Raw genomic sequence first — 11,951 nt, 5'->3', positions numbered from 1 at the left:
GGAGCCCGTTTCATTCACACTGAATTGCGGAGCGATATGCGCAGGATTGTTAACTTCCTCATCAATAATATTCGTGAGCATTTTATGCTCTACCTCTTATTGTGGGCGCTGCTGGCTATTATCGATTTCGTGTACATTGTATTTTATTGAAAGCCCGCACTGACAGTAATTGACATTAATTTATCTTTTTTGAAATTCACTATTTCTACTTGCACGAAGCAATTGAATTAACTTTAGCGTTTCTTGTCAAAATTGCTGAAATAAGAAAAATAAAAATCAATATACCATTTTTTCAGTTGCAATATTATGCCGCCCCGTTCATTTTTACTCTTCGGTTAATTTGAAAATGGACATTCTGATGCAATTGCGTAACTCCTCCCGACGCTACGGAATAATATCCATAGCTTTGCACTGGATATTTGCTCTTGCCGTCTACGGTATGTTTGGTCTTGGCCTCTGGATGGTCACGCTCAGCTATTACGATGGCTGGTATCACCAGGCGCCGGAGTTACATAAAAGCATTGGCGTTCTGCTGATGCTGGGGCTGGTCTTTCGCGTGGTCTGGCGACATATTTCCCCGCCGCCCTCGGCGCCGGAAAGCCACGGTAAAATGACCCGCGTAAGTGCCGTCGCGGCACATATTGCGCTCTACGCGCTGCTCTTCGCCATCCTGATTAGCGGCTACCTGATCTCGACAGCGGACGGTAAGCCGATTAGCGTCTTTGGTCTTTTCGATGTTCCGGCAACGATCAGCGATGCCGGATCTCAGGCAGACACAGCTGGGGTCATTCATCTCTGGCTTGCCTGGAGCGTGGTGATCCTGTCTGTACTGCACGGGCTTGCCGCCCTCAAACACCACTTTATTGATAAAGACGATACGCTCAAGCGCATGCTTGGACGCTCGTCCATTGACTCTGGAGCATAAAATGAAAAAACACCTGCTGGGTATCGCACTGGGTTCTCTGTTATTGACCGCCGGTTCCGCCGTGGCGGCTGATTATAAAATTGATAAAGAGGGCCAGCATGCTTTCGTCAATTTCCGTATTCAGCATCTGGGATATAGCTGGCTGTACGGAACCTTTAAAGATTTTGACGGCACGTTCACGTTTGACGATAAAAACCCTGCCGCCGATAAAGTCAATGTGACGATTAATACCAACAGCGTCGACACGAATCATGCAGAGCGCGATAAACATTTGCGTAGTGCTGAATTCCTGAATGTCTCGAAATTCCCGCAGGCAACCTTTACGTCGACGGAAGTAAAGAAAGCGGGCGATAAGCTGGATATTACCGGCAACCTGACGCTCAATGGCGTCACGAAACCTGTCACCCTTGAAGCAAAATTACTGGGTCAGGGAGACGATCCGTGGGGCGGTAAACGCGCGGGCTTTGAAGCGGCGGGGAAAATCCACCTGAAAGATTTTAATATCACAACGGATTTGGGCCCGGCCTCTCAGGACGTGGAGCTGATTATTTCCGTTGAAGGGGTTCAGCAGAAATCGTGATAAATACGCCCGGCAGGTTTTTACGCTGCCGGGCGTTATCATTATTCCGGGTCTGGGATCCCCAGTTTGGTATTCAGACGGCCACGGGATTTATTGAAAATCTTATTGCCGTTTTCACGACCTGCGCGACGACGGCGCTGCTCTTCTTCCGGCAGCATGCTCTCTTCACTGCACAGTTCGCTACAGCAGCCGTTAAACTTCTCGGCGCAGGCCGGGCACTGTATGAACAGCAGATGACATCCGTCGTTTTTGCAGTTGGTATGGGTATCGCACGGTGCGCCGCACTGATGGCAATGGGCAATCACGTCCTCAGAAATACGTTCCCCCATACGTTCGTCAAAGACAAAGTTTTTGCCGATAAAACGTACCGGTAAACCCTGCTCACGGGCGCGACGGGCGTACTCGATAATGCCGCCTTCAATGTGCCAGACCTTATTGAAGCCGTTGTGCTTCATCCACGCGCTGGCTTTCTCGCAGCGGATACCGCCGGTGCAGTACATCACGATTTTTTTATCTTTATGTTCCTGCATCATCTCAACCGCTTTGGGCAGTTGCTCGCGGAAGGTATCGGCCGGGATTTCCATGGCGTTCTCGAAATGCCCCACCTCATACTCATAGTGGTTACGCATATCAATGAATACGGCATCCGGATCGTCCAGCATCGCATTCACTTCTGCAGCCTTCAGATATTCACCGACATCGGCCGGGTTAAACTCAGGATCGTCAATGCCATCCGCCACGATGCGTTCGCGCACTTTCATGCGCAGCACCCAGAAGGATTTCCCGTCATCGTCCAGCGCAATATTCAGACGTAAGCCGTCAAGGGCCGGATCAAACTGATAAAGACACTCGCGGAAAGCGCTCACTTTGCTTTCCGGTACGCTAATCTGCGCGTTGATACCTTCGCGGGCAAGATAGACGCGTCCGAAGACGTTCAGCGCCGTGAATGCCTGATAAAGCGCATCGCGGGTCGCCTGCGGATCGTTGATCGTGAAGTATTTGTAGAAGGAGATGGTCGTGCGCGGTTCGGTTTCAGCCAACATACGCGCTTTTAACATCTCATTCGATACGCGGTTGTGTAACACTGGCATGGTGTACAGTCCTGGGTTCGTCAGAGAGAATGAAAAAATCGGTCGGCATCATATAGCAAACAAAACCAATTTACATCCACACAATTTACGCTACATTTCACACTCCCTGATTAATCAGGGTTAACAATTGCTGTATTCGTGCACGTTTCGAAAGCAGATATTTTGGCTACGTCTCAAAAAGTGAGACACTAGCGGAACAGGACGTTTAAACACAGGAAAGACATGACCCAGTTACCAAAATTTACTGCCGCCCTTTTGCATCCCCGCTATTGGTTGACCTGGCTTGGCATCGGCTTTTTATGGCTACTGGTACAGCTTCCCTACCCTGTTATTTTCCGGTTGGGTAACGCTTTGGGCCGTCTCGCGCAAAAGGTGATGAAGCGCCGCGCCAGGATTGCGTACCGCAACCTTGAGCTGTGCTTCCCGCAGATGAGTGAAGCAGAGCGTCACCAGCTGGTCACGAAAAATTTCGAATCCGTTGGGATGGGGCTGATGGAAACCGGTATGGCGTGGTTCTGGCCGGATAAACGCATGGCTCGCTGGAGCGAAGTGACGGGAACCGGCATGGAGCCTGTGCATACGCTTCAGTCCAGCCAGACGGGCGTTCTGCTGATCGGCGTCCATTTTTTGACGCTGGAGATCGGCGCGCGGATGTTTGGCATGCAGGCACCTGGCATTGGCGTTTATCGTCCTAACGATAACCCGGTCATCGATTTAATCCAGACCAACGGGCGCATGCGCTCCAATAAAAGCATGATCGACCGTAAGGATCTGAAGGGCATGATCCGCGCGCTGAAATCCGGTGAAGTGGTCTGGTATGCCCCCGACCACGACTATGGTCCGCAATCCAGCGTATTTGTTCCCTTCTTCGCCGTTGAAGAGGCCGCCACAACGACCGGCACCTGGATGCTGGCGCGCATGTCCAAAGCCGCCATCGTGCCCTTTGTTCCCCGCCGCAAGCCGGATGGTTCAGGCTACGAGCTGATTATGCTGGAGCCGGAACTTGCGCCGCCGCTGGATGACGCCGAGACAACCGCCCGCTGGATGAACGGCATTGTCGAGAAGTGCATCCTGCTCGCGCCAGAGCAGTATATGTGGCTGCACCGCCGCTTTAAAACGCGGCCAAAAGGGACACCATCCCGCTATTAGTTCATCATGCGGCTCTCAGGGCCGCCTGCTGTTTTAGCTTTAAAAGCTCACCTTCATTGCGGCAATCATAACTCAGGCGCATAATTAGCAGGCTTATTACTTTATGCCTCAGGTGCTCTGCACCTCACTATGCGGATTGTTATGTCACCCTCAGATGCCCCCATAAACTGGAAGCGTAACCTCGCGGTTGCGTGGCTTGGCTGTTTTCTCACTGGCGCGGCGTTTAGCCTGGTCATGCCTTTCCTCCCGCTCTACGTCGAACAGCTGGGCGTGACGGGTCACAGTGCGCTGAATATGTGGTCTGGCCTGGTGTTCAGCATCACGTTCCTCTTTTCCGCGATTGCCTCGCCCTTCTGGGGCGGCCTTGCCGACCGCAAGGGACGTAAAATTATGCTGCTCCGTTCAGCGCTGGGGATGGCGATGATCATGGCGCTGATGGGCGTGGCGCAAAACGTCTGGCAGTTCCTGATCCTGCGCGCATTGCTGGGTTTGCTGGGCGGATTTATTCCTAACGCGAATGCTCTCATCGCCACGCAAATTCCTCGCCATAAGAGCGGCTGGGCGCTGGGAACGCTCTCAACCGGCGGCGTGAGTGGTGCCCTGCTGGGGCCTCTGGCCGGTGGGTTACTGGCCGATAGCTACGGCCTGCGACCGGTGTTCTTTATCACCGCCAGCGTGCTGTTCCTGTGCTTTGTTGTCACCCTGCTCTGTATCCGTGAAAATTTCACACCCGTCGCCAAAAAAGAGATGCTTCACGCCAGAGACGTGCTGGCCTCGCTTAAAAACCCCAGACTGGTGCTGAGCCTGTTCGTGACGACCCTGATTATTCAGGTGGCAACCGGTTCAATAGCCCCGATTCTGACGCTGTACGTCCGCGATCTCGCGGGCAACGTCAGTAACATCGCCTTTATCAGTGGACTGATTGCCTCCGTGCCCGGCGTGGCAGCGCTGCTTAGCGCCCCGCGGTTAGGGAAACTCGGGGACCGCGTCGGTCCGGAGAAAATCCTGATCTGTGCGCTCGTGATTTCCGTGCTGCTGCTTATCCCCATGTCGATGGTGCAATCCCCCTGGCAGCTGGGCGTGCTGCGCTTTTTGCTGGGTGCCGCCGACGGGGCGTTGCTGCCCGCCGTCCAGACCCTGCTGGTCTACAACTCCACAAACCAGATTGCCGGGCGGATATTCAGCTATAACCAGTCCTTCCGCGACATCGGTAATGTCACCGGACCGCTTCTCGGGGCAGGGATCTCCGCCAGCTTCGGTTTTCGCGCCGTCTTTATCGTCACGGCAGGCGTGGTGCTGTTTAATGCGATCTATTCATGGTTCAGTTTATCCCGTGCGTTACGGCCCGCAACGGAATAAGACGAACGCCTGACAGCTTATTTTTGCATTCATACTTGCAGAATCTGATATTCAGCTATTCTTTCCCTTAAACCTTCAGGAAAACAGGGAGACACCAATGACCATGTACGCCACGCTGGAAGAAGCTATTGATGCCGCTCGCGAAGAGTTCCTCGCCGACAATCCCGGCGTTGAGGAAGAAGATGCTGACGTGCAACAACTTAATATCCAAAAATACGTTCTGCAGGATGGGGATATTATGTGGCAGGCCGAATTTTTTGCCGATGAAGGTGAAGAAGGGGAATGTTTGCCAGTCCTGAGCGGTGAAGGTGCGCAGGCCGTCTTTGATGGCGACTACGATGAAATCGAGTTACGGCAGGAATGGCTGGAAGAAAACACCCTGCATGAATGGGATGAGGGCGAATTTCAGCTCGAACCGCCGCTGGATACGGAAGAAGGACAAACCGCGGCTGACGAATGGGACGAGCGTTAATTTACGCTACTCATAAGGGCCGTGGCTGGCATCGATGGGCAGCAACAGCGTGTCGAAAATCAGCGAAAACGGCAGATCGAGCACAGTGAGGTAGCGCCATGCGGAATCACGAAGATCCCATTTCACGCCCGGGTAATACTGATTGCCGTGACCTTGCCCTGGGATGGTGCGGCTGATGATACTGCCGCAGCCACTAAGCAGGCATGCCATCATGACGACGATAATGATTCTCATGGGCGACCTCTAAAAAAATACCGGCGATTAAGCCGGTATTTTATCTGGCGGGCGACGCTTCGCTTACCCGCCCTGGTTAACAACTTACTTCGCCTTCAACGCCAGCGGGTTCAGTTTCAGTTCTTTATAGTAGTTTACCCACGAAGAGTATCTCTCCGGAGCAGACCACACCCGATAGTGAAGACGCGCCATCGTGACCGGGTCGCTCAACAGCACCAGACGACGGTCGCGGTTGAGTTTTTCCGGGGTCTCGTTCAGTGCTTGCTCAACGTGACGATCGCGGGCAATCTCCAGCACCTTGCTGGCGCGGTGACGCGCGGTCGCCATTGCCGTGGCCAGGGCGTTGAATGACGGGTTAAACACAGCGTGCATGAAGCCGTCATCCAGCGAGCGGTTGCGGTTCTGCTCCAGATAGGTGTCGGTATCCACCAGCACCTGCGGCGGGGAATACTCTTCCGGGATCAGGAACAGTTTCCAGCGTTTAGTACGCAGCCCCACCGTTGCACGGCTGGAGATGACGGACACAAACGGCGACAGGATCAGCGAGAAGACGATCGGCGCCAGCCAGAACAGGAAGCGCAGATCCAGCCAGGCCATCCCGGCCGCCCATACCAGCCCCAGCAGCAGCTGAGAACCGTGACGCATAAAGGCTTCACTCCACGGCGTGGAGTCGTCATCACGCTGCGGTGAATTCCAGACCACTTCCCACCCCAGGAACGCGCTGACCACAAACACGGTGTGGAACAGCATACGCACCGGTGCCAGCAGCACGGAGAACAGCACTTCCAGCAGCAGTGAAAGGGTCACGCGGAAGAAACCGCCGTACTCTTTCGAGCCTTTGCACCAGATCAGAATGATACTGAGCAGCTTAGGCAGGAACAGCAGCACCATGGTGGAGGCAAACAGCGCAATCGCCAGCTCCGGACGCCACTGCGGCCACACCGGGAACAGCTGGCGCGGTTGCAGGAAGTATTGCGGCTCCGTCAGGGCATGAACGACCTGCAGCGCAGTCGACAGCGCAAGGAACATGAACCACAGCGGTGCCGAGAGATAAGACATCACGCCCGTCAGGAACACCGCACGGTGAACCGGGTGCATCCCTTTAACCAGGAACAGACGGAAGTTCATCAGGTTACCATGACACCAGCGGCGGTCACGCTTGAGCTCGTCCAGCAGGTTCGGCGGCAGCTCTTCGTAGGATCCCGGCAGGTCGTAGGCAATCCAGACGCCCCAGCCAGCACGACGCATCAGCGCCGCTTCCACGAAGTCGTGCGACAGGATAGAGCCGGCAAACGACCCCTCACCCGGCAGCGGCGCCAGCGCACAGTGTTCGATGAACGGCTTCACGCGGATAATGGCGTTGTGACCCCAGTAGTGGGATTCACCCAGCTGCCAGAAGTGCAGACCCGCCGTGAACAACGGTCCATAAACACGCGTCGCAAACTGCTGACAGCGCGCATACAGCGTGTCCATACCTGACGCTTTTGGCGAAGACTGAATGATACCCGCGTTCGGGTTGGCTTCCATCAGGCGCACCAGCCCGCTCAGGCAGTCGCCGCTCATGACGGAGTCCGCATCCAGCACCACCATGTAGCTGTACTGGTTACCCCAGCGGCGGCAGAAGTCATCGATGTTACCGCTTTTACGCTTCACACGACGACGGCGACGACGGTAGAAGATTTGACCTTCGCCCTGCACTTCCGCAATCAGCTCCATCCACGCTTTTTGTTCTGCCACGCAGATATCCGGGTTGTAGCTGTCGCTCAGGATGTAAACGTCGAAATGCTCCGCGTTGCCGGTCGCCTTTACGGACTCCCAGGTAGCACGCAGGCCCGCAAACACGCGGTCAACGTCTTCGTTACAGATAGGCATAATCAGCGCAGTACGGTGCTCAGGATTGAGGGGTTCATCCCCGACCGTTGACGCCGAAATGCTGTATTTGTCACGCCCCATCAGCAGTTGCAGGAAGCCCATCAGTGCGGTCCAGAAACCGGCCGAGACCCAGCAGAAGAGGACGGCGAACAGCAGGAGGATGCCGCTCTGCAGGATGTACGGCAGCAGCTGCATGAAGGAGACCCAGAGATCCTGGCCCATCATGTCCGTCGGGTTGATAAACGCCCAGCCCTGGTAAGGCAGGATGGTTTTCATATACCAGGTCGCGACGACCGTCTGTGCCAGCGTCAGCAGCAGCAGGATATAGCGACGGATAGTCCCCACGGTACGCCATTTCTGTTCGGACGCCTGCTCTTCTTTCGTCAGGCGTGACAGATAGCGCGGCGTGACATCACGCCCGCGCAGGCGATCCCAGAAGCGGCCAACCGGGTTGGTGCGCCAGGGATCAGGGAACATCGAGGAACGGGTCGCCTTCGGCATTGCCTGAAGCTGATCGCGTCCTTCGTCGTCTTTAATCAACTGCCCTTCTGCCAGCGAGTCTGGCCATGCCTGCTCCAGACGCGCCTTTACTGACCCCAGCGGCGTATCATCATCACGGGAAAACTGACGATGTTCACCATCCAGCGCGGCGTGAACCGCGCGAATGTTGCTCTCAGGCAGTGCCGCTTTCTCAATATCCGTCAGCGGCATGGCATCAATATATTCAGATGTATTATTCATTGGCAGGTAGCTGATAGCTCCAGGTTTCACTCAGCGGCTGATCGTTACTGACCAGCGCAGCACGCATTTCAGTGGTCTGTTTCGGATCTTTCACTTTCACGCGCAGGGTCAGACGCCAGCCTTTCGTTACCGGGTTGTAACGCACGGTGTTCTCAACGATTTCACCGTTATCACCGATGCTGGCCTGAGCGGCAACGGCGGTATCCGGCGACAGTTTCTTCATATCCTGGCCTGTGAAGTCCACGACGAAGGCCACGGTACCGTCAGGTTGGCGAATAAGATTAGACTGCTTCACGTCACCCGTTGAACGGCGAGTCTGCATCACATACGCGTTATCCGGCGCATGCAGCTTATCTTCGTCGCGGCTGAAGGTGATGGTGTACTTGAAGTTCATCTCTTTACCGGCTTCCGGCAGTTGATCCGGCGTCCAGTAAGCCACGATGTTATCGTTGGTTTCGTCGTTGGTTGGAATCTCAACCAGCTCAACCTTACCTTTACCCCAGTCACCGTTTGGCGTGACCCAGGCGCTTGGACGCTGATCGTAGCGATCGTCCAAATCTTCAAAGCGGGAGAACTGACGACCACGCTGCAGCAGGCCAAAACCTTGCGGGTTTTCCATCGCGTAGCTGCTCACGGCCAGATGTTTCGGGTTGTTCAGCGGACGCCAAATCCACTCACCGTTACCGGCATGAATAGACAGACCGTTGGAGTCGTGCAGTTCCGGGCGGAAGTTGGTTGCCGGCGACGGCTGGTTCGGCCCAAACAGGAACATACTGGTCAGCGGCGCAACGCCCAGTTTGCCCACTTTATCGCGCAGGTAAACTTTAGACTGAACGTCAACCACCGTGTCACGGCCCGGCATAATCACAAAGCGATAAGCCCCGGTTGCACGTGGGGAATCCAGCAGCGCATAGATGGTCAGACGTTTGTCCGTTGGTTTTGGACGTTCAATCCAGAACTCACGGAAACGCGGGAATTCTTCACCTGATGGCAGCGCGGTATCAATGGCCAGGCCGCGCGCAGAAAGCCCGTACACCTGCCCCGCGCCAATCACGCGGAAATAGCTGGCGCCAAGCATGCTGACGATTTCGTCGTTTTTATCTTTGCTGTTGATCGGGTAAAGCACCTTGAAGCCTGCGAAGCCCAGGTCTTTCACCGTATCTTTGTCGTGTTGCACATTGCCAAAATTGAAGTAATCCGGGCTGTATTTGATCTTACGTACCGCTGTCGCCGTCACTTCATTGATGGCAACAGGCGTGTCGAAGTACATACCCTGATGATAAAATTCAAGCTTGAACGGGGTTTTAATATTGCTCCAGTACGCTTTGTCGTGATTGAACTGGATCTGCTGATAGTCCGCATACTTCATGTCGCGGAAAACGGAGGGCAAGTTACTTTTCGGCGCTTCGTAGCTCTTGCCTGCCATCGATTTTGCCTGTTTTGCGACATCGTCGATGTTAAAGGCCAGTGCCGATGAGGTATACAGTGATAACACCACTGCAGCACCTAACCAACGCATTTTCATCATCTGTGGTTTATGTTTCATAATAAGTAAGCACTTCCCCCTTTGTGTGCTTATATCGATCCGATCCATTTTAATGGAAACTCAGGCAATCCGACAACATTATCACTGCTTTGTTCAGCTGCTGGCTCATGGATTAAGCAATGAAAGAACCCTCTATTCACTTTGCGTGCTTATCCTGGAGACAGGGTGTCGGTCTTGGTGTAGGGTTGGCTTCGAATGTAACCATTATGAGTCTTAGGGATAAGACGAAAAGTCTGAGAATGCACAACGTTATATGAGCACAACACCTACAGAACGTGAATATTTCCTCGACTCGATCCGGGCATGGCTGATGCTATTGGGGATCCCTTTTCACATTTCACTGATTTACTCCAGCCACACCTGGCATGTTAATAGCCCAATGCCCTCCTGGTGGCTGACGCTGTTTAATGACTTTATTCACGCCTTCCGTATGCAGGTGTTTTTTGTCATTTCCGGCTATTTCTCTTACATGCTGTTTCTGCGATATCCGCTCAAGCGCTGGTGGAAAGTGCGCGTGGAGCGCGTGGGGATACCCATGCTGACCGCCATCCCGCTGCTGACGCTGCCGCAGTTCATCATGTTGCAATACGTCAAAGGCAAGGCGGAGAACTGGCCGAATCTGTCACTGTATGAGAAGTACAATACGCTGGTCTGGGAGCTGGTCTCTCACCTGTGGTTCCTGCTGGTCCTGGTGGTACTCACAACGGTCAGTCTGGTTATTTTCAGCCGCCTGCGCCATCATTTGAGCCATAAAGCCGACACCTTTTTCGCCAACCTGACCATGGGCAAACTGTCCGTGCTCTTTTTGCTGTTGGGGATCGCCTATGCCGCGGTAAGACGTACCCTGTTTATCGTCTATCCGCCAATTCTGAGTGACGGGTTATTTAATTTTGTGGTGATGCAATCGCTGTTCTACATACCGTTCTTTTTAATCGGCGCACTTGCCTTTATTCATCCGAAACTTAAATTGCTGTTTACCACCCCATCACCGTGGTGTGCGCTGGGGTCCGCCCTCGCGTTCGTGGCCTATCTGCTGAACCAGCGCTACGGTAGCGGCGACGCCTGGATGTATGAGACGGAGAGCGTCATCACTATGCTGCTGGGCCTGTGGATGGTAAACGTGGTCTTCGCGCTGGGACACCGTTTGCTGAACTTCAAGTCCAGCCGCGTAACCTACTTTGTCAACGCGTCACTGTTTATCTATCTGGTGCATCACCCCTTAACGCTGTTCTTCGGGGCTTATATCACACCGCATATCGCGTCCAACACGCTGGGCTTCTTTACCGGGCTGGTCTTTGTGGTGGGGATTGCGATTGTGCTCTACGAAATTCACCTGCGGATCCCGCTCCTGCGTTTCCTCTTTTCCGGAAAACCGCAGACGAAAGCGGCATAAACACACGCGGCGCACTGAGTGCGCCGCGTGTGTTTCAGGTGTCCAGTTCCTGCCCGCGCTGGGTCAGCAACCGTTGATACAGGTGCGTGGTTTCTTCATCGAAACAGACAAAGAACACTTTCTCAGGCATCGGCTTAAGCGACAGATAGCGATAAACGGTTTCGACGGCGATAGTCGCAGCGGCAGCTTTCGGATAGCCATACACACCGGTACTGATGGCCGGGAACGCCATGGTTTTATAGCCGTTGTCGGCGGCCAGCCGCAGACAGTTTCGGTAAGCCTCTTCCAGAATACTCGCTTCGTGCTGGTCACCACCGTGCCAGACAGGCCCAACCGCGTGAATCACCGCTCTGGCAGGCAGATTGCCCGCGAGGGTGATGACCGCATGGCCGGGAGGACATTCGCCCTGCTGCTGCCGCACGATTTTACAGGCTTCCAGTAACTGCGGTCCGGCAGCCCGGTGGATAGCCCCGTCCACACCGCCTCCCCCCATCAGGGAGGGGTTGGCCGCATTGACGATGACATCGACATGCATTGTCGTGATATCGCCATGAATAACGTCTATTTGCGGTTTCATAAAGCCCCTCTG

Annotated in this window: 12 protein-coding genes; 7 read left to right on the top strand and 5 right to left on the bottom strand. The window is 54.3% G+C overall.

Annotation, left to right across the window (positions count from 1 at the left end):
* The first annotated feature begins 36 nt into the window (after positions 1-36).
* The 3 genes from GM298_RS15360 to GM298_RS15350 all read left to right on the top strand — a co-directional run bounded on the left by GM298_RS15360 (position 37) and on the right by GM298_RS15350 (position 1,505).
* Entirely contained in the window at positions 37-150 is a 114-nt protein-coding gene (locus tag GM298_RS15360; protein WP_032672401.1) for a DUF2770 family protein, read from the top strand.
* Positions 151-358: 208 nt separating this feature from the next.
* Positions 359-925 (top strand): cytochrome b, encoded by a 567-nt coding sequence (locus GM298_RS15355; protein ID WP_266154426.1) that lies wholly within the window; start codon positions 359-361, stop codon positions 923-925.
* A 1-nt stretch (position 926) separates the two neighbouring features.
* A complete protein-coding gene (locus tag GM298_RS15350) occupies positions 927-1,505 on the top strand; it encodes a YceI family protein (protein ID WP_045285012.1) in 579 nt (192 codons plus the stop codon).
* Positions 1,506-1,546: 41 nt separating this feature from the next.
* Here GM298_RS15350 and GM298_RS15345 read toward each other — a convergent pair whose 3' ends face one another.
* The gene (locus GM298_RS15345; protein WP_045285013.1) at positions 1,547-2,596 is read right to left on the bottom strand and encodes a rhodanese-related sulfurtransferase; all 1,050 of its coding nucleotides are present in this window, start codon (positions 2,594-2,596) and stop codon (positions 1,547-1,549) included.
* 222 nt (positions 2,597-2,818) lie between these two features.
* Between GM298_RS15345 and GM298_RS15340 the strand changes: the two genes are divergently transcribed.
* The 3 genes from GM298_RS15340 to GM298_RS15330 all read left to right on the top strand — a co-directional run bounded on the left by GM298_RS15340 (position 2,819) and on the right by GM298_RS15330 (position 5,576).
* On the top strand, positions 2,819-3,745 hold the full coding sequence (locus GM298_RS15340) for a Kdo(2)-lipid IV(A) acyltransferase (RefSeq protein ID WP_104556318.1): 927 nt from the start codon (positions 2,819-2,821) through the stop codon (positions 3,743-3,745).
* Between the two features lie 141 nt (positions 3,746-3,886).
* Entirely contained in the window at positions 3,887-5,104 is a 1,218-nt protein-coding gene (gene mdtG, locus GM298_RS15335; RefSeq protein ID WP_095441024.1) for a multidrug efflux MFS transporter MdtG, read from the top strand.
* A 97-nt stretch (positions 5,105-5,201) separates the two neighbouring features.
* On the top strand, positions 5,202-5,576 hold the full coding sequence (locus GM298_RS15330; RefSeq protein ID WP_008500834.1) for a MysB family protein: 375 nt from the start codon (positions 5,202-5,204) through the stop codon (positions 5,574-5,576).
* Positions 5,577-5,582: 6 nt separating this feature from the next.
* On the opposite strand, the gene GM298_RS15325 is transcribed toward GM298_RS15330, so the two are convergent.
* The 3 genes from GM298_RS15325 to mdoG all read right to left on the bottom strand — a co-directional run bounded on the left by GM298_RS15325 (position 5,583) and on the right by mdoG (position 9,969).
* Positions 5,583-5,810 carry a YceK/YidQ family lipoprotein gene (locus GM298_RS15325; RefSeq protein WP_024908995.1) on the bottom strand — a complete coding sequence of 76 codons (228 nt, stop codon included), beginning with the start codon at positions 5,808-5,810 and terminating at the stop codon, positions 5,583-5,585.
* An 84-nt stretch (positions 5,811-5,894) separates the two neighbouring features.
* Complete coding sequence (gene mdoH, locus GM298_RS15320; RefSeq protein WP_045285015.1) at positions 5,895-8,423, bottom strand: glucans biosynthesis glucosyltransferase MdoH; 2,529 nt, start codon at positions 8,421-8,423, stop codon at positions 5,895-5,897.
* Entirely contained in the window at positions 8,416-9,969 is a 1,554-nt protein-coding gene (mdoG, locus tag GM298_RS15315; RefSeq protein ID WP_032672403.1) for a glucans biosynthesis protein MdoG, read from the bottom strand. Before mdoG ends, mdoH begins: the two co-directional genes overlap by 8 nt.
* A gap of 253 nt (positions 9,970-10,222) precedes the next feature.
* On the opposite strand from mdoG, the gene mdoC reads away from it, so the two are divergent.
* Positions 10,223-11,362 carry a glucans biosynthesis protein MdoC gene (mdoC, locus tag GM298_RS15310; protein WP_045285016.1) on the top strand — a complete coding sequence of 380 codons (1,140 nt, stop codon included), beginning with the start codon at positions 10,223-10,225 and terminating at the stop codon, positions 11,360-11,362.
* A 34-nt stretch (positions 11,363-11,396) separates the two neighbouring features.
* On the opposite strand, the gene ymdB is transcribed toward mdoC, so the two are convergent.
* Positions 11,397-11,939: an O-acetyl-ADP-ribose deacetylase gene (gene ymdB, locus GM298_RS15305; protein WP_025755850.1), complete on the bottom strand. Its 543-nt coding sequence runs from the start codon at positions 11,937-11,939 to the stop codon at positions 11,397-11,399.
* Positions 11,940-11,951 lie beyond the last annotated feature (12 nt).

The sequence above is a fragment of the Enterobacter sp. HSTU-ASh6 genome (assembly GCF_026319105.1).
Taxonomy (GTDB): Bacteria; Pseudomonadota; Gammaproteobacteria; order Enterobacterales; family Enterobacteriaceae; genus Enterobacter; species Enterobacter sichuanensis.
The sequence above is the reverse complement of the archived record's forward strand: the minus strand, read 5'-3'. Positions and strand labels throughout refer to the sequence as shown.